The sequence below is a fragment of the Xanthomarina arctica genome (assembly GCF_014638915.1).
Taxonomy (GTDB): Bacteria; Bacteroidota; Bacteroidia; order Flavobacteriales; family Flavobacteriaceae; genus Xanthomarina; species Xanthomarina arctica.
The window spans coordinates 538858-560241 of the sequence record NZ_BMFQ01000002.1; the positions used below are offsets into that span (position 1 = coordinate 538858).

Genomic DNA, 21384 nt, shown 5'->3' on the forward strand with positions numbered 1-21384 from the left:
TTTTTAGGTATTAATCAATACTTATAAATATGAAAAACACTACACTTAAAACGCTGTTTTTTCTTACTGCTACGTTGTTTATAACGTCAGTATACTCTCAGACAGCTAGAGAAAGGTACGTTCCTACTGAGGTGGAAAAAGTACTAGAGAAAGTTCAATCTGCCGCAAACTTAACTTTAAGAGAGCCCGCAAATCTCCTTACAAAAGAAGAACAGAAAGTTCTAAGAGATTATTATCAAACTCCAGAAATTTCAAATACAGCCTTTAGAGCAACAGGAGATGTTTATGCTTTAGATGTTAGAAATGGGGGAGACTATGGAAGTTTTCCACTAACAGGACCTTTCAATATTGCTAGCGTGGCAGTGATTACCAATGATATATACGCATCAGATTTTGATGTTACAGGAACACTATATGCTTTAGCTACTACCGATGTTAATTTAGTGTCTGTTGAACCTGATACAGGTGCCATAACAATTGTAGCTCCTCTAACTGGAGCTGCTACAGATGTTACATACTCTGGTTTATCTTGGAATCAAACAAATTCTACAATGTATGCCCTTACCACAGATGGAACAACAACTAATTTATATACCTTGGATTTAACTACTGGGGCCATGACACTTATTGGTGCAACCGGAACGACTCTTGGTATTTGGCTTGCCATAGATAATGCTGGTATTATTTACATGGCAGATATTGGTAACGATAATTTTTACACTCTTAATCCAACTACAGGAGCGGCAACATTGGTTGGCCCACTTGGTGTTGATATCTCATTTGCTCAAGATGCAGATGTAGATCCAGTATCAAATACCTTGTATATGGCAGGATATATTGGAGGTGGCGTTAATAATATTTATTCCGTAGATGTCACCACAGGAACTGCTACATCTTTGGGGACTGTAAATAATAATGATGCTGAGTTAGGAATGTTTTCTATTGATGGACCAATAGCAATTGATAATAATTTTGTTTGCGATGATGCCATCACTATCGGATTAGGTATTATTAACTCTAATGGTCCTTCTAATGCCGGCGGCGGAGCTTCTAATGTTTGTTTATCGGGAGCTACAAATTCTGAATGGTATGCTTATACAGCAACAAATTCAGGAGATTTAACCATCTCTTCAGATTTAACATCTAATTCGGGAGTAGATACAAGAGTCTCTGTTTATAATGATGACTGTATGAATTTAGCTTGTATCGATTCAGATGATAATTCAGGAGCTAATAATACATCAACAGTTGTTATTCCTGTAATTAGTGGGATGACATATCTTATAGAATGGGATGATGCCAATAATGCGGATGCTTTCGATTTTGAATTGTCTCTTGCTATTTCTTGTCCAGACCCTATAAACTTTGCTATAGCATCCTTTGATGATACAACGGCAGATTTTAGTTGGGATGCTGTTGCAGAAGCAACCAATGGGTATGTGCTTAATGTATTTAATGCTGGCGATGACCCAGATGTGGATAGCCCAGTTTATACTGAAAATATTCCTTCTGGAACATTAACGGCAACTGCAACTCCTTTAATGCCACAAACCATGTATGATGTTTATTTAATGGCAGACTGTGATACAAGTGTTTCTAATTCTGTTTCTTTAAGTTTTGAAACGGATATTGCTCCTCCAGTATGTGGCGGCACTTATGCTGATGTAGGTGGTGCAACTGGTCCTTATTTACCAAGCGAAAATACCACAACTACCATTTCTCCAGATGTTTCTGGTGATGTAGTAACTGTTACCTTTACTTATGTGGATATAGAAAGTTCTACCGGTGTTGGAACTCAAGATGGTTGTTGGGATTATTTAACTGTTTACAATGGACCAGATGCTAGTTATCCAGTATTAGCTCAAACGCTTTGTGGAGAAGAAAGCGGAGATGGAGGTGTGTCTTCTGTTCCAGGTAGTATATTATCTATAGGAATGTCCTTTACATCAACCGATGCTTCTGGAGCCTTAACCTTTGTATTTACTTCTGATGGAAGTTTACAAGAAACGGGTTGGTTAGCAGATGTTACTTGTGGACCACCGCCAAGTTGTGTTACTCCAGGGAGTTTTTCTAATACAATGACTACAGATACCATGGCTACTTATACTTGGGATGAAACCGCGAATGCAAGTAACGGTTATGTGTTTAGTGTATTTAACGACGGAGATGATCCAGACACTGCTACTGCTGTATATACCGAAAATATTGCATTTGGAACAAACACTGCTACAGCCACAGGTTTAATGCCAGCAACGGCTTACGATGCTTATATAATGGCTGATTGTGATACATCTGGAATGTCTACAACAGATTTAGATTCTTTTACAACCGAAGCCGCGCCACCTGTCTGTGGTGGAAGTTTTGTAGATTCAGGAGGCGTTTCTGCAGGATATTCACCAAGTGAAGTGACAACAACAACAATTTCTCCAGATGTTGCTGGTGAATATGTAACTGTAACATTCACTTATGTTGATATTGAAAGTGCTACTGGCGAAGGAAATCAAGAGGGGTGTTGGGATTACTTAACAATTTATGATGGTCCAGACGCTTCGTATCCGGTTTTGGCACAAACCCTTTGTGGGGAAGAAAGTGGTGATGGCAGTACGCCTACCTTATATCCTGAAAGTTTGCTTTCTGTAGGTAATTCTTATACTTCTACAGATTCTTCAGGAGCTTTAACTTTTGTGTTTACCTCCGATTCTAGTGTTCAGGAAACTGGCTGGATTGCAGATGTTACTTGTGGTGCTTTATCTATTGATGAGTTTTCTGAAGCACAATTTAGTTATTATCCGAATCCAACTTCAGGGTTATTGCATATCAATGCAAAACAGACTATTGATACTGTTCAAGTATTTAATCTGTTAGGTCAAGAAGTTATGAGTTTAAGCCCTAGAGCTATGGAAGTTACATTAGACTTTTCAAGCTTAAGTCAAGGAGCTTATTTCTTGAAATCTTCTGTTAATGGCAATCTATCAACTCATAAAATAATTAGGAGATAATTTATTTTAATATTTAAAAGACCATACATTCATACTGTATGGTCTTTTTTTATGTTCTAAATCTATTTTAAAATTATTTCTTTGAAACTTTTCCCTTCTGAATTTTAAAATTAATAAACTCTACTAGTAAGGAGAATGCAATGGCAAAATATAAATAACCTTTTGGCACAGCTCCAACAGTTTGACCAAAAAATGACGTGTGGGATAGATGTGCTGCTTCAGTAATTAACATAAAACCTATTAGTATTAAAAAAGCCAAACCTAAAATTTGCATACTTGGATGAGCATTTATAAAATTTCTAATGGGATTCGCAAAAGTGATCATAATACCTATGGAAATTACCACAGCAATAATCATTAATACTAAGGCATAATTATGGTTTGGATGTAACCCATTGGTCATCCCAACAGCTGTAAGAATAGAATCTATCGAGAATATAAAGTCAATAATCACAATCTGGGTGATGGCTTGAGACAAAGTATTAATTTTCTTCCCTTTTATTTCATCTTCATCATGAGAAGGTGTTTCAACTTTTTCTCTTATTTCAGAAGTACTTTTATAAATTAAAAAAAGACCTCCTAAAAAAAGAATAATAGCTTGTCCACTAATAGCTATATGTAACCAGCTTGTTTCAATCGTGTAAAAGGGCTCTTTTAACCCAACCAAAAACGATACGAAAAACAATAATATAATACGTTGCACCATGGCTAGCAAAAGACCAATATTTGTTGCTTTAGCACGTTGATGCTCAGGTAATTTATTGGCAGCTATAGAAATAAATACAATATTATCAATTCCAAGAATAATTTCAAGGAACGTTAATGTTAACAGTGCCATGATGGCATCTCCAGACAATAAAAAGTCTATCATACTATTGTATTTTGGTTGCTATTCCTTTTTGTTTCGTTTTTTCACCTACGTAAGAATATTCAAAAGTATAAGTAGAATCTGTTGTTACTAATATTTTTAGATGCACGTCTTTTTGTTCAGCCATACTTTTTGGATTAATAGTTTTGAAAATAACTTCACAATCGTTTATCCATCGTACTTGAGAGGAGTCTACTTTGTTATTATATGTTTCTATTTGAATGTCTTTTTTTCTTGTGAAATTAGATTTATAAACAACACCTTCAATGGTGATTTCACTGTGAAAAGTGCCAATCTGAAAGTTAGCACACTCGCGTTCCCTTTCATAACAACTTGTCAATAACAAAAGGATACTAAAACTAAGGAGATATTTCATATGTTTTTTCCAAGAAAGTGGATGCTTATTTTAATTTGAAATAATTATTCAAAAATACTAAAAAGTAAGATCAAAAAACCAGGGGAGCAATTGTTTTTAAATTTCAAATAAAATGATTCTCTAACCGTTTGTTTGGTTGATATTATCTTTATAAAACTATCTTAAAGTCTTTTAATTTTACCTTTAAAAGCTTTAATTTGGCCTAGTTTTTATAAACATTCAATAACTGCTTTTTAAAGCCTATCATTTATGCGTCACTTTTGTTATCTAATAACATTTCTCTCTCTCTCCACAAGTCTTTTATCTCAGACAGGAAATCCTTTATTATCTAAAGATGTTCTGGCTCAGGAAATTTGGGTGGATAGTCTATATAACAACATGTCTTTAGAAGAAAAGGTTGGACAGCTTTTTATGGTTCAGGCCTTCTCAAATCAAGGCTTGGCACATGAAAATATAACAAGTCAGTTAATTACAGACTATCATATAGGGGGAATTATCTTTTCTAAAGGAGATCCAGTTAACCAGGCAAAAATGAATAATGTTTTGCAAAAAGCCTCAAAAATCCCTTTATTAATAGGTATGGATGCTGAATGGGGACTGAGCATGAGATTAGATAGCACTTATGCATTTCCGTGGAATATGACTTTAGGAGCCATCAAAGACAACAAACTAATTGAACAAGTTGGGAAACAATTAGGCGAACATTGTAAGCGTCTTGGAGTGACTTTTAATTTTGCTCCAGTTGTGGATATCAACACGAATCCAATAAATCCAATTATTGGAAATAGGTCTTTTGGGGAAGACAGAGATAATGTTACAGAAAAAGCGCTTGCTTTTATGAAAGGCATGCAAGAAGCCGGAGTTATGGCAAATGCCAAACATTTCCCGGGACATGGAGATACAGATACCGATTCGCATAAAACCCTGCCTACCATTCATTTTGATGAAAAACGCATAGACTCAGTCGAATTATACCCTTACAGAAAGTTAATTGATAACGGTTTATCTAGTGTCATGGTGGCGCATTTAAACGTGCCTGCCTTAGAGCCAAGAGATGGATTTCCTTCATCATTGTCTTATAATATAGTGACAAATATTTTGAAAAATGAGTTGCATTTTAAAGGGTTGATTTATACAGATGCTCTTAATATGAAAGGGGTAGCAAACTACAGTGAGCCTGGAGATATTGATTTAGCTGCATTTTTAGCAGGAAATGATGTCTTATTGATTTCAGAGGATGTCCCAAAGGCTGTAACAAAATTAATGGAAGCTTATAATGCGGGTATTGTTACAGAAGAACGTTTGGCTCTTTCTGTTAAAAAAATCCTTCAAGCTAAATATAAAGTGGGTTTAAACAATTATAAACCTATTGAAACAAAGCATCTGGTTGAAGATTTAAATAGAATTCAAGATGAAGTTCTTTCTGAAATACTTTTTGAAAATGCCATAACAGTAATTAAGAATAAAGAAGATTTACTTCCTATTAGAGCTTTAGAAAAAAAGAAAATTGCTTATGTGAAGTTGGGAGATGATGACGGTTCTATATTTCTTGATGAATTGCAAAAATACACAAAGGTTCATGAAGTTTCTGCCGATAATTTAGATGAACTTATTACCAAATTATCTGCATATACCACAGTAATCGTTGGATTTCATCGATCTAACGAGTCTCCATGGAAAAGTTATGAATTTACAGATAAAGAGCTTGTTTGGCTTTACGAAATTGCAAGAAACAATAAAGTTATTTTAGACATTTTTGTAAAACCTTATGCCTTACTCAATTTAACAACAGTCGAAAATATTGAAAGTATTGTAGTAAGCTATCAAAACAGTAAAATTTCGCAGGAAAAATCGGCACAACTAATTTTTGGAGCTATCTCGGCAAAGGGTATGTTACCGGTTTCCGTTGGAAATGGTTTTGTTGCTGGAGATGGAATTACCTATGCTAATCTCTCTCGTTTAAATTATGGTTTGGCAGAACGTGTAGGGATGAGTACCGAAAAACTTAACAAACTCGATTCTATTGCAAACTATGCAATCTCTGAAAAAATGACCCCTGGAATTCAGCTATTAGTTGCTAGAAAAGGAAAAGTTATTTACAATAAAAATTTTGGGACCCATACCTATGCTAAAGATTCAGAGCCAGTAACCTTCGATGATATTTATGATGTGGCATCGCTTACAAAAATACTTGCAACCTTGCCATTATTAATGGAGTTAAATGAAAATAAAGTCATCTCCTTAGATACCAAGTTATCAGAGATTTTACCCGAATATCTTAATTCTAATAAGAAAAACATCACTTTAAAAAAGATGCTTTCTCATTATGCTAGATTAAAACCGTGGATTCCATTTTATTATGCCACATTGGATTCCTCAAAACACCCAGATGAAAAATATTATAGAAAAGAATATAGCAAAAAGTTCAGTGTAAAAATTGCTAACGATTTATACATGAGAGCCGACTATCAAGATTCCATTCAAAAAATAATTTTAGATACAGATCTCTTAGATAGAGATGCTTACAGGTATAGCGATCTGCCTTATTACATTTTAAAGAAATATATTGAAACTTATTACGACAAAGGTTTGGACGAACTGGTACAAGACCATTTTTACGAGTCGTTAGGAGCTAATTACACAACATATAATCCGTATAATAAGTTTAGTGGTAAAAAAATTGTACCAACAGAAATTGACGATTATTACAGATATCAAGAAGTTCATGGATATGTTCATGATATGGGAGCAGCCATGCAAAATGGAGTAGGTGGTCATGCTGGAATTTTCAGCAATGCCAACGATGTTGCTAAAATCATGCAGTTATATTTGCAAAAAGGCTTTTATGGCGGGAAACGTTATTTCAAACCAGAAACAGTAGATCAATTCAATACTTGCTATTTCTGTGAAAAAGACAACAGACGCGGTATTGGTTTCGATAAACCGCAATTAGGAGTGGAAGGACCAACTTGTGGCTGTGTTTCCATGACAAGTTTTGGGCATTCAGGTTTTACGGGTACCTATGCATGGGCTGATCCAGAATCGGAAATTGTTTATATATTTTTAGCCAATAGAACTTATCCTAAAGCAACGACTAATTTGTTGCTTAAAGAAAATATTAGAACAGATATTCAACGCTTAATTTATGAAGCGATTATAGATTAGAAAGTACTTAAAGTTAGAACTAATAAGTACTTAAAGTTTATAAATATTAGTATTTAACTTTAGAAAATAAAAAATGAAAATAGGAATTGTATGTTATCCAACTTTTGGAGGAAGCGGCGTAGTAGCTACGGAACTTGGTATTGAGCTTTCAAAAAGAGGTCATGAAGTTCATTTTATTACTTATAAACAACCAGTAAGATTAGAACTTTTAGGAAATCATGTGCATTTTCACGAAGTAAGCGTTCCTGAATATCCTTTATTTCATTATCAACCATATGAATTAGCCTTAACTAGTAAATTGGTTGATATGGTGAAACTTCATAAAATAGAGCTTCTACATGTCCATTATGCCATTCCTCATGCCTATGCCGCCTATATGGCTAAAAAGATGCTTCAAGAGGAAGGCATTTATATTCCCATAGTAACCACTTTGCATGGTACAGATATTACTTTAGTTGGATCTCATCCGGTTTATAAAACGGCAGTGACATTTAGTATTAATAAATCGGATGCCGTAACCTCTGTTTCAGAAAGTTTAAAACGCGATACCTTAAGGTTATTTGATATTAAAAATGACATCCATGTCATTACTAATTTTATAGATATTGCAAAACATACCAATAATTTCGTGGATTGTCAGCGAGGCATGTTAGCAAATGAAGATGAAAAAATAATCACGCATATTAGTAATTTCAGATCTGTGAAACGTATTCCAGATATTATTAAAGTATTTTATAATATTCAGAAAGAAATTCCTTCCAAATTAATGATGGTAGGAGAAGGCCCTGAAAAGGAGCCAGCTGAAGAACTTTGTAGAAAGTTGGGTATTGAAGATAAAGTTGTTTTCTTCGGGAACAGTAATGAAATTGACCGTATTCTATGTTATTCAGACTTGTTTATGCTTCCTTCAGAAACTGAAAGTTTTGGTTTGGCTGCCTTAGAAGCAATGGCTTCTGGAGTTCCAGTTATTTCAAGTAATTCTGGCGGTATTCCTGAAGTAAATGTACATGGCGTTTCTGGTTATTTAAGTGATGTTGGAGATATTGAGGATATGAGCAAAAATGCGCTTGCTATCTTAAAAGACGAAAAAACTTTGAATAAATTTAAAGAAAACGCTAAAAAACAAGCTTGTAATTTCGATATCTATCAAATTGTACCTCAATACGAAGCTATTTACGAGGAAACACTGCTCAAATGTAAAACGCTATTGTAGGATTTCTAAATAAATTTTTTACCTTTCTGTTCTAATTCAAAGTTTTTCAAAATGAACAGAAAATCCTTTTTAAACTTAACAGCTAGAGCAGGCCTTTTCTTAGGCTTAGCGCCAAGCATGCTTTCAGGCAGAAATAGCGATATCGCAGAAAAAGACTTTGTTAATGAGCTTTTGAGCCAAAAAAAAGCTTTAGGAAATTGCGTTGGGTTAACTGCGCCACCAATAGAAACAGTCCGTGTGGGGATTATTGGCATGGGAAACAGAGGAAGTGTTCTCATCCAAATGTTCGATTATCTTATTAAAAACAACCATGCCCAAATAGTAGCACTTTCAGATTTAAAACAAGATAAAGTTGAAAAGAACAACGAATATCTTAAAACCATTCAAACAACCGGAGCCGATTTATATTACGGAGATGAACATGAATGGAAAAAACTAGCCAAAAGAGACGATATTGATATCATTTTAATTGCCACGCCTTGGGATTCACATACAGAAATGTCAGTTTATGGCATGGAACAAGGTAAACACGTGGCTTGCGAGCAACCTATGGCTATGACGCTCGAAGATTGTTGGAAACTCATTGAAGTAGCCGAGCGTACTCAAAAGCACTGCATGTACATGGAGAATTGCTGTTTTAATGGCGAAGAACTTTGGGTGCTAAACATGATAGATCAAGGGGTTTTTGGTGAAGTGAATCATGCGGAAGGCGCTTATATTCACGATTTACGCAAACACATGATGGATGCAACATATTACGAAAATCAATGGCGAATAAAGCATCATGAAACCCAAAACGGCAATTTCTATACAGGACATGGTTTAGGTCCAACAAGCTTTTATATGGATATTGGCCGTGGCGATAATTACGATTATTTAACCTCCATGAGTTCCAGAGATGATAGTTTAAAACTTGGTGCCGAAATAGAAAATTTTCCAGTTAAAAATTTCGCCTGTGGCGACATGAATACTTCTTTGATTAAAACTAAAAAAGGAAAAACCATCATGTTACAATTCGATACGCATACGGGTAGACCTTATACCAGACTAAATAATGTGTTTGGCACCAAAGCGGCACATGAAGGTTATCCTTCCAGATTATATGTAGGCCATAATGAATTACAATGGGGGCATAGTTGGCTTAATGAAGCTGAATATAAAGATTATAAGGAACGCTACGACCATCCACTATGGAATAAATTAAAAACCCAAATAGATGCAAATGCTGTTGGTCACGGAGGGATGGATTTTGTCATGGTTTATAGAATGATGCGTTGTTTAAACGAAGGCTTACCATTAGATATTAATTTATACGATAGCGTCCTTTGGAGTTCTATAACACCTTTATCAGAATTATCCGTAGCCAATAGTAGCGCCAAAACCATTGTTCCAGATTTTACAGGAGGAACATGGGAAACACCTAGAAAAAATGAAGTTTTAAGAGATATTATTTAAGTTGAAACTAGAATAAGTTAGACTTTTAATCTCATCAAAATTGTGAATGACACTTTTTAAAAGTGTCATTTGGTTTTTAGCACGAACCAAATTATGATCTGAGTGCCCTGTTTTATAATAGACATCGTTATTTAGATAATCTGTTAAGAAACGTAATCCCATAATATATATAAGGGTTTTAACCCCTAAAGGTAAATAGAGGATTTCTTCTAAAGTTAACAAATTGGACGTTTCAGAAGCAAAGCCTTTGCAGTAAGCTTCGTAATACTTTAGATTAAGAGTGGTGTTTTCATAATCATCAGAATCTTCAACGGTATTCGAGCAGATAGAACGGATGGAATCTCCAAAATCAAAATGCACGATTCCTGGCATAACCGTATCTAAATCGATAACAGCCAAGCCATTATCATCAGTATCAAATAAAATATTTGAAAGCTTGGCGTCGTTATGTGTAATTCTTATTGGAAAGCTGTTGTTTTCTTTTAATTCAGAAAGCTGAAACATCTCCATTTGAAGTTCTAAAACAAAGGAAATAAGCTCTTGAGCCTTTGTTTTTCTAGAAGCTTTAGCTTTTTTAAGTGCTTCTTCAAATTGAAAAAACCTAAAAGGAACGGAATGAAATTTTGGGAGCGTTTCAGAAACGCTATTTATTTCCAGAGAGGAAGTGCTAATAATAAAATTTCCAAATAGTTTTCCTGCTTCAAATACTTGTTTCGCATTTTCCGCTCGAGCAATGGTTTTAGAATTTGGAATGTATTCCATTAAAGTCCAGCAACCATTATAAGCTTCAATAAAATAATCGTCACTTTTAGATTTAATAAAACCGGCAACTTGATAATTTAATTCGGAATTATCAAATATATTTTTCAAATGATTGCTAACTACAACCTTGTTTAAAATGATCTCATTTAAATTAGTAAATACTTGACTGTTAATTTTTTGAAGCACATAATGTGAATTATCCCTACAAGTAACAAGATAGGTGTCATTTATATGGCCAGAAGCCAAAACTTGAATATTAAGTATAGCATGTTCTATCTTAAATTGCTCAGAAATATGTTTAAGTGTTTCCAAAAGCTACCATAATTTAGTTGGGTAAACAGCTTCCGAAATAAGTTTTAGAAGTTGTTGTTTTACCATTAATTCATCTTTTTTATAGGTTACGCCAAACCAATTAGAATTGCTTTCAAGCATTCTAAAAATGCCTTTATGCTCATTAATCATAGAATCTACTATCATCGGAATATAGAACTCTGCAGTTTGTGAGTCTTTATTTTCTTTTAGAAATGTTTCAAACAAGTTATCTGCAATTTTAAAAACATCAGCTGAAAATCCCCAGAAATTCATGGAAACAATCGTATTTAAAGGCATCAAAAGATTGTCTTTATTAATATTAGTATGTTCAACTATATGAATAAGCTCCTGATTTTTATTTAAAAAGCATTGGCCTCTAGAGACGGCCCCAAAATCTGATAAGGTATTCTTTAACTGATAACCTATAAAGTAATTGTGCTTATTTACATCTTCATATAAAGCATCATGCATCAATTTATAAGCTTCTCTCCCATAGAAATCGTCTGCATTTATAAGAGCAAAATGATTGTTAATGCTGTGTTTTAAAGAAAGTAAAGCATGTCCAGTTCCCCATGGTTTTACTCTTGTAGGTGTTTTTGAGGCGTCTTGAATTACAAAATCTACTTGAACATGTTCAGGGAGTTCATTTTCATATCGCTCTTGAAAAATCTTTAGAATATCTTCTCTAACAATAAAAACAAGGTGATTAAAACCAGCTTGAAGGGCATCATAAATAGAAAAATCTAATATGGCATAGTCATCTACAACAGCATGAATCTGTTTCAGGCCTCCAAATCTAGATCCCATCCCAGCGGCCATAATGGCTATTGTTTTTTGCTTCATATTACAAAGCTATATAAAAAAACACCTTAAAAAAGGTGTTTTATATATTATTTCAGAAGCTATTTTAAAATTGATATCGAACGCCCAAACCTAGATCAAAATCTAAATCGTTATTATTGTAGGCATTGGCTCCAAAACCTAGTTCTGGTCTAACATCTAAAGATAAAAGTAAAGGAAAATCGAAGCTGTATTCAATGCCAACAGTTCCAGTTAAAATTACAAACCCATCTTTATGGTCGTGCCCGTAGTAATCTTCGAACGTATAAGTGGCAAAGCCAGCTCCAGGTCCTGCGTACCAATTAAAACCACCATCAATGTTCCAAACCCATTCATACAAACCAATAAACTTAATGCCATCATTATTATCGCTATTGCTCCAACCAAAATTAAATTCCAATCTGTTGCTCTCCATAATGGCACGCTGATAGGAAATAGAAGCTCCAACACCATTTGCGTCTCCAAGCCTTAATCCTATAGCGTTTTTAGAAATTTCTTGTGCATATATGTATGTCGTAAATCCGAAAAACACACATGCTATTAAAACTACTTTTTTCATTATAATTCTTATTTTTTTAATTTAAATAAATAACATTGTTTTGTTAAAAGTCATAAACTAAGCTTAAATTTATGGCTATCATTCAAACTACAAATCTTTGGAATTATTGCAAGCAGAATCATTTTTTAAAGAATTAAAAAATAAGCTCGAAGGCGACTTACACTACGATGATCTAACAACATCTATTTATGCAACGGATGCATCAGTGTATCGAATTATACCTCAAGCTGTTGCATGTCCAAAAACGGTAAAAGACATTAAGCTTCTTATCGCTTTTGCTAATAAAAATAAGACTTCGTTAATTCCTAGAACTGCAGGTACTTCTTTAGCGGGACAATGTGTTGGAAATGGTATCGTGGTCGATGTTTCCAAATATTTCACCAAGATTTTAAACATCAACGAAAAACAAAAAACAGTTACTGTTCAACCTGGCGTGATTAGAGACGAATTAAACAATTTCTTAAAACCCTTTGGTTTGTTTTTTGGACCAAACACTTCTACGTCAAATCGTTGTATGATAGGAGGGATGGTTGGAAATAATTCCTCTGGTACAACTTCAATTCAATACGGTGTTACCCGAGATAAGGTTTTGGAATTAAAAACCATTTTAAGCGATGGATCAGAAGTTGTTTTTAAGAATCTTACTAAAAATGAATTCAGAGAGAAACTAGAAATCGATTCTCTTGAAGGTCATATTTATAAAGCGATCTTTAAAGAGTTAGATTCTGAAGAAATTCAAAATAACATTTCAGAGCAGTTCCCAAAACCAGAAATTCATAGAAGAAATACAGGTTATGCGATTGATGAATTAATAAAAACGAATGTGTTTTCTGATAATCCAGAAAGCTTCAATATGTGTAAATTACTTTCTGGTAGTGAGGGAACACTGGCATTCACAACAGAAATCACCTTGCAATTAGATGTACTTCCTCCAAAAGAAAGCATCATGGTTGCGGCGCATTTCAAATCCATTCAAGACTGTTTAAATGCCGTGGAAACGGTTATGAAATACAATTTGCATACCTGCGAAATGATGGATAAAACTATTCTGGACCTAACCAAACATAACAAAACACAACAAGAAAACAGACAGTTTATAGTTGGTGATCCACAGGCTATTTTAATGTGCGAAATTAAGGAAGACACTAAAGAAGAAGCGCAAACTAAGGCAAATTCACTGATAGAGGCAATTGAAGGCTTAAAACTAAGCTTCGCCAATCCCATTCTTAAAGATGAAGACATTGACAAGGCAGTAGAATTACGAAAAGCTGGTTTAGGCTTGTTAGGCAATATGATTGGCGACAAAAAAACAGCCGCTTGTATTGAAGATACGGCAGTTTCTTTAACAGATTTAGCTAACTACATAAAAGAATTCACCCAATTAATGACTTCCTACAATCAAGAAGCTGTCTATTATGCACATGCTGGGGCTGGAGAATTGCATTTACGCCCAATCTTAAATTTGAAGAAAAAGGAAGATGTGGTTTTATTCCGTAAAATAACAACGGACGTTGCACATTTAGTCAAGAAATATAGAGGCTCAATGAGTGGAGAGCACGGGGATGGCATTGTTAGAGCCGAATTTATTCCATTAATGATTGGCGATGCTAATTACCAGATTTTAAAGCGGATTAAATCTGCTTTCGATCCAAACAACATCTTCAATCCCGGTAAAATTGTAGATGCTTTTCCAATGGATGAAAGTTTACGTTATGTGCCAGGTAGAAAAGATCCTGAAATAAATACATTTTTAGACTTTTCAGAATCTCTTGGAATTCTTCGTGAAGCTGAAAAATGTAATGGTTCTGGAGACTGTAGAAAACTTCCTGAATTTGGAGGAACCATGTGTCCTAGCTATCGTGCCACTAGAAATGAAAAAGATACCACTAGAGCTAGAGCCAATGCATTGAGAGAATTTTTAACCAATTCTGATAAATCAAATAAGTTTGACCATCACGAATTAAAAGAGGTTTTCGATTTATGCCTAAGTTGTAAAGCATGTGCTAGTGAATGTCCAAGTAGTGTAGATGTGGCTACTTTAAAAGCAGAATTTTTATACCAATATCAACAAGCAAACGGGGTTTCACTAAGAACTAAATTATTTGCACACAACAATCAATTAAACAATTTAGGAAGTCAGTTTTCAGGGCTTACAAATTTCATATTTTCTAATGGTCTAACCTCCTCTTTATTAAAGAAATCTTTAGGAATTGCATCTAAAAGAAGCTTGCCATTAATTTCAAGTAAAAGTTTAATTAAACATTACAAAACATCTAAAAATCAAAGTGATGGTAATAAATATATAAAAACAATTTATTTGTTTAATGATGAGTTTACCAACCATCTAGATACCCAAGTGGGTTTAGATGCCTTGGCACTTTTAACAGCCCTAAATTACCAGGTTATCATTTTAAATCATCATGAATCTGGACGGGCCTTTTTATCCAAAGGTTTGTTGCAACAAGCAAAGAAATTTGCCAATAAGAATATTGAAATCTTTAAAGATAAAATCACTTCAGAAACACCTTTAATAGGAATAGAACCTTCAGCTATTTTAACTTTTAAGGATGAATATTTAAAATTGGCAGACGATGTTTCTTCAGCCAAAAGCATAGCTAAAAACACGTATTTAATTGAAGAATTCCTTCAGCAAGAAATTGCTTTAGGACATATAAAATCGGAACAATTTACCAACCAAGCCAAAACCATTAAGTTTCATGGTCATTGTCATCAAAAGGCATTAGGCAATCAAAAGTCTAGTTTTGATATCCTTAATTTACCCAAAAATTATAAAGTCACCATTATTCCTAGTGGCTGTTGTGGTATGGCAGGCAGTTTCGGTTATGAAAAAGAGCATTATGAAGTGAGTATGCAAATTGGTGAACAAACCCTATTTCCTGCCGTTAGGAACGCTAAACCGGATGTTTTAATTTCGGCAAATGGCACTAGTTGCAGACATCAAATTAAAGATGGCACTCAAAAAGTAGCACAACATCCAATAACAATACTCAAGGAAGCGTTACTTTAAGTATTTTTCTTGGCATCAAAAATAGTGATGGCGGCAATTAAATCTGTCATTTCCATTTCTTTAATATCCTGATCTGCAAAAAAAGGGGATAATTTATCTTCATTATAATGATACACTTTCCAGCGTTTAAATTGATATTCCAAAGCCGTAAAATTTTCTATCCAATCTCCAGAATTCAAATACATGGTTTTTCCATGTTTGTTTTCCTTCAGTAACATTTTGGGTTGATGTATATGTCCACAAATTACATAGTCATAGCCATTTTCAATAGCTAAATCTGTAGCCACTTGTTCAAAATCACCAATATACTTTAAGGCGCCTTTAACGCCGTTTTTAATTCGTTTTGATAAGGAATATTTTTCTTTTCCCATACGTTCTAAAACCCAATTTATCAATCGGTTAAAAACAATAAGCATATCGTAGCCATAACCTCCCAACTTGGCTAACCACTTCGCATTTTGGATGGAGGCATCAAAAACATCGCCATGAAAAAACCAAGCTTTTTTTCCATCTAATTCTAATACAATTTTATCTACAATAGAGATATTTCCAATAGTCGTATCGCTAAATTTCCGTAACATGTCGTCATGATTTCCAGTTATATATATAACTTCTACACCATCAGAAGCCATATTCATAATTTTTTTTATAACTTTCAAATGCGATTTAGGAAAGTAACGTTTACTAAATTGCCAGATATCAATGATATCGCCATTTAGAATAAGTTTTTTTGGCTGGATGCTATTTAAATAAGTAAGTAATTGTTTGGCATGACATCCGTAGGTACCTAAATGAACATCAGAAATAACAGCAATTTCAACTTTTCTTTTTAATTTCAAAACATTATTTAATTATGAATCAAATTAAACACTTGAATATGAGTTAAACATCACGGTTTAATTAATTAAATGTGAGGCAATTGTTATTAAATTGTTACTCCAAATGGAAATTTTATGGCTAGGCTTTTTTTAAAACCATTTTTGTTTCTCTGATAATACAATTACATTAGCAAATAAAATATTTTTTATGGCTGGAAATACCTTTGGTAAATTATTTAAACTAACCACATTTGGGGAATCCCATGGCGTAGCAATTGGAGGCATTATTGATGGTTGTCCTTCTGGGTTGAAACTGAATTTAGAAGCCATTCAATATGAATTAAACAGAAGAAAACCTGGACAATCTGAAATTGTTACACAACGTAAAGAACCAGACACAGTAGAATTCTTGTCAGGTATTTTTGAAGGTGTTACCACAGGAACTCCTATTGGTTTTACCATTAAAAACACAAATCAAAAATCGAATGATTATTCACATATAAAAGATGTGTATCGACCAAGTCATGCGGATTATACCTATGAAAAAAAATATGGTGTTCGCGATTATAGAGGTGGTGGCCGAAGTTCTGCAAGGGAAACAGCAAGTAGAGTAGTAGCTGGAGCCATAGCGAAACAAATGCTTGAAAATATAGAAATACATGCTTATACCTCTTCCGTTGGAGAAATTTTTCTTGAAAAACCATACCAGGATTTAGATTTCTCACAAGTTGAATCGAATATTGTACGTTGTCCAGATAGTGAAACTGCGGACAAAATGATTGCAAGAATTAAAGAAATAAAAAAACAAGGAGATACTATTGGTGGTACAATTACATGTGTCATCAAAAACGTACCAGTGGGACTTGGAGAACCTGTCTTCGATAAATTGCATGCCGATTTAGGCAAAGCCATGCTTTCCATAAACGCTGTTAAAGGTTTTGAATATGGTAGTGGTTTTTGTGGCGCTAAAATGAAAGGTAGCGAACACAACGATTTGTTTAATGCCGATGGAAGTACCAAAACAAACCTCTCTGGCGGTATTCAAGGTGGTATTAGTAATGGCATGGATATTTATTTTAGAGTTGCTTTTAAACCTGTAGCTACAATCATTCAAAAACAGGATGCGTTGGATAGTTCTGGAAATATTGTAGAAATGCAAGGAAAGGGACGTCACGACCCATGTGTTGTGCCAAGAGCTATTCCTATCGTCGAAGCCATGGCTGCTCTAGTTATAGCAGATTTTTGGCTTCTGAATAATATAAATAATTAAATTTAACTGACAAATTCTTCCCTTCCTGTGCTGAGCGCAGTCGAAGTATGGAAGGTGTCCGAAGGACAGATGGAAATATGAAAAAACTAGCGCTACATTGGAAAATTATTATTGGAATGTTACTTGGTGTCATCTGGGCATTACTATCAAGTTCGATGGGCTGGAGCGCATTTACCATTAATTGGATTGATCCATTTGGAACTATTTTTATTAATTTATTGAAACTTATTGCTGTGCCATTGGTTTTGTTTTCTATTATAGGTGGGGTTGCCAATATTGGAGATCCTTCCACTTTAGGAAGAATGGGAGGTAAAACTCTTGGAATCTATTTACTTACTACCGTAATGGCCATTTCTTTAGGTTTATTACTAGTAAATACGTTTCAACCAGGGAAGCTAATTGACGAACAAAGCAGGATAGACAATAGAATTAGTTATGAAATATGGGCGAATTCTGAAGGTTATCAAATCAAGGATGGTGTTAATTACCTGCAAGATCCTAAGTTTTTTCAACGCGCTCAGGAGATTTCAGATTTATCTAAAAGCGAACTAAGAGAAGCAGCTGTTTCAGATAAATTAGAGTCTGTTAAAAAGCAAAAAGAGACTACGCCTCTGCAACCCTTAGTAGATATTGTTCCTAGCAACTTTTTCCATTCCTTATCAAATAATGGCTTGATGCTCCAAATTATCTTTTTTGCAGTGTTTTTTGGGGTTTGTTTATTGTTTGTACCTGCAGATAAAGCAAAACCTGTTTTAAACCTGGTAGATGGCATCAATGAAGTGTTTTTAAAAATGGTCGATATTGTGATGCAAGCTGCGCCGTTTTTTGTATTTGCGCTTTTAGCTGGAGTAGTAAGTAAAATGGCAGGAGACGACATAGGTAAAGTAGTGGAGATTTTTAAAGGTTTAGGCTGGTATTCCTTAACCGTTTTAATAGGATTACTATTAATGATTTTTGTAGTTTATCCTATTATTCTAAAAGTCTTTGTGAAAAAAATTCCTTACAAAGGATTTTTCAAGGCCATGAGTCCTGCACAAACCTTAGCCTTTTCAACATCTAGTAGTGCTGCAACACTTCCAGTAACTATGGAATGTGTGGAGCAAAATTTAGGGGTAAATAAAAAAATCAGCAGTTTTGTTTTACCAATTGGAGCAACAGTAAATATGGATGGAACCAGTATGTATCAGGCCATTGCCGTTATATTTTTAGCTCAAATGCATATGATAGATTTAACTCTAGGCCAACAAGTAACCGTTGTTTTAACAGCTACCTTAGCCTCTATAGGTTCTGCTGCTGTACCAAGTGCAGGATTAGTTATGCTTATCATTGTTTTGGATTCAGTAGGCTTAAACCCGGCTTGGATTGCTATTATTTTTCCTGTGGATAGAATTTTAGACATGTTTAGAACCGTTGTTAACGTTACTGGAGATGCTACAGTGTGCTCTATTATTGCAGATGGTGAAAACATGTTAGATTACGAAGATGCTAAAAATCCCACCGAAACTTTTGATTTAGATTCTTAAAATATCGTTTATAAATGATTAATGAATTGAAATTGCCTACGCCTATAGTTTCAGTTGGTTGGTTACATGACCATTTAAATCATCCAAATTTGGTTGTTTTAAATGCGACCATTCCAAAAGTTACAGAGAATAGAAGTAATACAAAAGAAAGTCAGATTCCTTCAACGCGGTTTTTCGATTTAAAAAATAAGTTTAGCGATGTTTCTGCACCATTTCCAACCACGTTTCCTTCTGTAACACAATTTGAGAAAGAAGTCCAAACCTTGGGAATCAATAAAAACAGCGTTCTTGTGGTTTATGACGATAAAGGTATTTTCTCCAGTCCGAGAGTTTGGTGGTTGTTTAAAGCTTTTGGTTTTAATAATGTGGCTGTTTTAGATGGTGGTTTTCCTGCCTGGAAACATGCTGGATTTAGAACTGAAGAGAAACAAGTTTTTAATGGTGATAATGGTGATTTTCAAGCCAAACTTCAACCTAAATACATGAAGTTTTTCGAAGATGTGAAAAAGGAATCGATAGATAGAAAACACTTAATAATAGATGCTAGATCAGAGAACAGATTCAACTCTCTTGAAGTAGAACCTAGAGAAGGCTTAAGAAGTGGAACCATTCCAAATTCAGTAAACCTTCCTTTTGAAAACTTATTAGATAATCAAGGGTTGTTAAAACCTATATCCGAAATAAAAAGAATGTTTCAACCTTTAGCCGAAACAAATCAAGCCATAACTTTTTCTTGTGGCTCTGGGATTACAGCTTGTGTCTTAGCTTTGGGAGCAGAATTGGCTGGTTATAATAATCTATCCGTTTATGATGGCTCTTGGACGGAATGGGGAAGTTTAACTGCGGGATAATATTTTTTAATTAAGAGTTATCGGTTACTAATTATCAAACTAAAGTAACTAAAGAAAAACACTTATTGCATTTCAATTACTTATACCTTCATATGACAGCTAATTATCAATTAGTTATGTATTTGATAGAAGATTTTTGCATATTATTTGTTTAAAACAAATAATTCTATCAGTTCATCGAATAATTAATTATACTTCCTAAATACTTAGTAAGTTTACATCAACAAAATAAATGTGCTATTTATTTCATATTAAAATTTATTAAGTTTTTGGTTAGTTTTTAAGTTTACAAAAAGGTCTTGATGTGGTTCAAGACCTTTTTTTTTGCCTATTTATTGTATGTGTGCGGCTCGTCTTCTATGTATCCTATTTTTTAAAGCCGGTATATTAAATATAACAATAGATATTATAATCAGTAAATAACTCAGACCTTGTAATAAGGTGATTTCTTCATGGAAATAAAATATGGCTAGGAAGAAGTTGATTATTGGATTTAAGTAAATAAAAACACCCACAACAGAAGACGGCAGGCCTTTAAGTGCATAGATGTTTAAATACATTGGAATGATTGTAAAAACAACAGCAATTAACAAAATCGTTCCATAAAAAATGGATGTTTTTACGGTGTTAAATTCATAGGTCATAAAAAAGGGAAAGAGTAATACAACCGCAAAACAAATTTGAGCAGTTAGTACTAAAAATCGCCCTAGTTCTTGGTTTTTTCGTTGCATCACTAAATAAATAGCATATGAAAAGGCAATAACCATACTATAAAATAAATCCATAAAATTCCCTAAAGAAAGCAGCAGGCAACCAACAAAACTTAAAATTACAGAAAACCATTGAAGCTTGAAAAGCTTTTCCTTTAGAATTAAATAAGCTAATACCATTGTAAGAATAGGACAAATAAGATAAGCTAAAGAGGTGGCTTTGACACTTACGTTGTTCATAACATAAATAAAAATGTACCAATTAAGTGCTAAAAATAAACCACTTAGCATATTTATGCCAATAATACGATATTTTACTTTTTTTGTAAAAGACATAAACAATGCCTTATTTTCTTTTAAGGCTTTAGGTCGAAGGAAGAGCGTAATTACCAACATAATGGCCGCAGAAAACACAGATCGATAACTTAAAATATCGAATGCAGGAAAACTATCTAAGGACTTTAAAATGACACTAAAAAAACCCCAAATGGTAAAGGCCGAAATAACTGCAAGATAATATTTTGTTGCGTTCATTTTTTTGATTTTAAGAAGTTGCAAATGTATCTTATTAAAAAAACTAAGACTATAAAATTATGTAAATTTTTCTGGTTGATTTTATAATTAAAATAGAGGTT

The 21384-nt window shown here is 34.0% G+C and carries 15 protein-coding genes; 8 read left to right on the forward strand and 7 right to left on the reverse strand.

Annotated elements, in window-relative coordinates; genetic code table 11:
• Positions 1 to 29 precede the first annotated feature (29 nt).
• Positions 30 to 2999 carry a T9SS type A sorting domain-containing protein gene (locus IEV77_RS08645; protein WP_188463848.1) on the forward strand — a complete coding sequence of 990 codons (2970 nt, stop codon included), beginning with the start codon at positions 30 to 32 and terminating at the stop codon, positions 2997 to 2999.
• A gap of 73 nt (positions 3000 to 3072) precedes the next feature.
• Here IEV77_RS08645 and IEV77_RS08650 read toward each other — a convergent pair whose 3' ends face one another.
• Together IEV77_RS08650 and IEV77_RS08655 are read right to left on the reverse strand one after the other, a co-directional pair.
• Positions 3073 to 3870: a TerC family protein gene (locus IEV77_RS08650; protein ID WP_188463850.1), complete on the reverse strand. Its 798-nt coding sequence runs from the start codon at positions 3868 to 3870 to the stop codon at positions 3073 to 3075.
• 1 nt (position 3871) lies between these two features.
• A complete protein-coding gene (locus IEV77_RS08655; protein ID WP_188463852.1) occupies positions 3872 to 4243 on the reverse strand; it encodes a DNA topoisomerase IV in 372 nt (123 codons plus the stop codon).
• Between the two features lie 249 nt (positions 4244 to 4492).
• Between IEV77_RS08655 and IEV77_RS08660 the strand changes: the two genes are divergently transcribed.
• The 3 genes from IEV77_RS08660 (at position 4493) to IEV77_RS08670 (ending at position 10076) form a co-directional block, all read left to right on the forward strand.
• A complete protein-coding gene (locus IEV77_RS08660) occupies positions 4493 to 7408 on the forward strand; it encodes a serine hydrolase domain-containing protein (RefSeq protein ID WP_188463853.1) in 2916 nt (971 codons plus the stop codon).
• A gap of 73 nt (positions 7409 to 7481) precedes the next feature.
• Entirely contained in the window at positions 7482 to 8621 is a 1140-nt protein-coding gene (bshA, locus tag IEV77_RS08665) for an N-acetyl-alpha-D-glucosaminyl L-malate synthase BshA (protein ID WP_188463855.1), read from the forward strand.
• A 51-nt stretch (positions 8622 to 8672) separates the two neighbouring features.
• Complete coding sequence (locus IEV77_RS08670) at positions 8673 to 10076, forward strand: Gfo/Idh/MocA family protein (RefSeq protein ID WP_188463857.1); 1404 nt, start codon at positions 8673 to 8675, stop codon at positions 10074 to 10076.
• On the opposite strand, the gene IEV77_RS08675 is transcribed toward IEV77_RS08670, so the two are convergent.
• The 3 genes from IEV77_RS08675 to IEV77_RS08685 all read right to left on the reverse strand — a co-directional run bounded on the left by IEV77_RS08675 (position 10059) and on the right by IEV77_RS08685 (position 12549).
• Entirely contained in the window at positions 10059 to 11150 is a 1092-nt protein-coding gene (locus tag IEV77_RS08675; protein ID WP_229736624.1) for a phosphotransferase enzyme family protein, read from the reverse strand. The two genes, IEV77_RS08670 and IEV77_RS08675, sit on opposite strands and share 18 nt — an antisense overlap.
• A gap of 3 nt (positions 11151 to 11153) precedes the next feature.
• Positions 11154 to 11993, reverse strand: coding sequence for a sugar phosphate nucleotidyltransferase (locus IEV77_RS08680; RefSeq protein ID WP_188463859.1), 840 nt, complete (start codon positions 11991 to 11993; stop codon positions 11154 to 11156).
• Positions 11994 to 12057: 64 nt separating this feature from the next.
• Positions 12058 to 12549: a hypothetical protein gene (locus tag IEV77_RS08685; RefSeq protein ID WP_188463861.1), complete on the reverse strand. Its 492-nt coding sequence runs from the start codon at positions 12547 to 12549 to the stop codon at positions 12058 to 12060.
• Positions 12550 to 12646: 97 nt separating this feature from the next.
• Between IEV77_RS08685 and IEV77_RS08690 the strand changes: the two genes are divergently transcribed.
• Positions 12647 to 15577 carry an FAD-binding and (Fe-S)-binding domain-containing protein gene (locus tag IEV77_RS08690; RefSeq protein WP_188463863.1) on the forward strand — a complete coding sequence of 977 codons (2931 nt, stop codon included), beginning with the start codon at positions 12647 to 12649 and terminating at the stop codon, positions 15575 to 15577.
• Here IEV77_RS08690 and IEV77_RS08695 read toward each other — a convergent pair.
• A complete protein-coding gene (locus IEV77_RS08695; protein ID WP_188463865.1) occupies positions 15574 to 16416 on the reverse strand; it encodes a UDP-2,3-diacylglucosamine diphosphatase in 843 nt (280 codons plus the stop codon). The two genes, IEV77_RS08690 and IEV77_RS08695, sit on opposite strands and share 4 nt — an antisense overlap.
• 187 nt (positions 16417 to 16603) lie before the next feature.
• On the opposite strand from IEV77_RS08695, the gene aroC reads away from it, so the two are divergent.
• The 3 genes from aroC to IEV77_RS08710 all read left to right on the forward strand — a co-directional run bounded on the left by aroC (position 16604) and on the right by IEV77_RS08710 (position 20039).
• A complete protein-coding gene (gene aroC / locus IEV77_RS08700) occupies positions 16604 to 17665 on the forward strand; it encodes a chorismate synthase (RefSeq protein WP_188463867.1) in 1062 nt (353 codons plus the stop codon).
• A gap of 77 nt (positions 17666 to 17742) precedes the next feature.
• On the forward strand, positions 17743 to 19188 hold the full coding sequence (locus IEV77_RS08705) for a dicarboxylate/amino acid:cation symporter (protein WP_188463869.1): 1446 nt from the start codon (positions 17743 to 17745) through the stop codon (positions 19186 to 19188).
• 14 nt (positions 19189 to 19202) lie between these two features.
• Positions 19203 to 20039 carry a sulfurtransferase gene (locus IEV77_RS08710; RefSeq protein ID WP_188463872.1) on the forward strand — a complete coding sequence of 279 codons (837 nt, stop codon included), beginning with the start codon at positions 19203 to 19205 and terminating at the stop codon, positions 20037 to 20039.
• A 332-nt stretch (positions 20040 to 20371) separates the two neighbouring features.
• Here IEV77_RS08710 and IEV77_RS08715 read toward each other — a convergent pair whose 3' ends face one another.
• On the reverse strand, positions 20372 to 21283 hold the full coding sequence (locus IEV77_RS08715; RefSeq protein WP_188463874.1) for an EamA family transporter: 912 nt from the start codon (positions 21281 to 21283) through the stop codon (positions 20372 to 20374).
• Positions 21284 to 21384 lie beyond the last annotated feature (101 nt).

Excerpts from the sequence above, each read along its gene's own strand:
- IEV77_RS08650 (WP_188463850.1), bottom strand. The coding sequence starts at position 3,870 with ATGATAGACTTTTTATTGTCTGGAGATGCCATCATGGCACTGTTAACA.
- IEV77_RS08680 (WP_188463859.1), bottom strand. The coding sequence starts at position 11,993 with ATGAAGCAAAAAACAATAGCCATTATGGCCGCTGGGATGGGATCTAGA.
- IEV77_RS08710 (WP_188463872.1), top strand. The coding sequence starts at position 19,203 with ATGATTAATGAATTGAAATTGCCTACGCCTATAGTTTCAGTTGGTTGG.
- IEV77_RS08655 (WP_188463852.1), bottom strand. The coding sequence starts at position 4,243 with ATGAAATATCTCCTTAGTTTTAGTATCCTTTTGTTATTGACAAGTTGT.
- IEV77_RS08645 (WP_188463848.1), top strand. The coding sequence starts at position 30 with ATGAAAAACACTACACTTAAAACGCTGTTTTTTCTTACTGCTACGTTG.
- IEV77_RS08670 (WP_188463857.1), top strand. The coding sequence starts at position 8,673 with ATGAACAGAAAATCCTTTTTAAACTTAACAGCTAGAGCAGGCCTTTTC.
- IEV77_RS08660 (WP_188463853.1), top strand. The coding sequence starts at position 4,493 with ATGCGTCACTTTTGTTATCTAATAACATTTCTCTCTCTCTCCACAAGT.
- IEV77_RS08685 (WP_188463861.1), bottom strand. The coding sequence starts at position 12,549 with ATGAAAAAAGTAGTTTTAATAGCATGTGTGTTTTTCGGATTTACGACA.
- IEV77_RS08705 (WP_188463869.1), top strand. The coding sequence starts at position 17,743 with ATGAAAAAACTAGCGCTACATTGGAAAATTATTATTGGAATGTTACTT.
- IEV77_RS08715 (WP_188463874.1), bottom strand. The coding sequence starts at position 21,283 with ATGAACGCAACAAAATATTATCTTGCAGTTATTTCGGCCTTTACCATT.
- aroC (WP_188463867.1), top strand. The coding sequence starts at position 16,604 with ATGGCTGGAAATACCTTTGGTAAATTATTTAAACTAACCACATTTGGG.
- bshA (WP_188463855.1), top strand. The coding sequence starts at position 7,482 with ATGAAAATAGGAATTGTATGTTATCCAACTTTTGGAGGAAGCGGCGTA.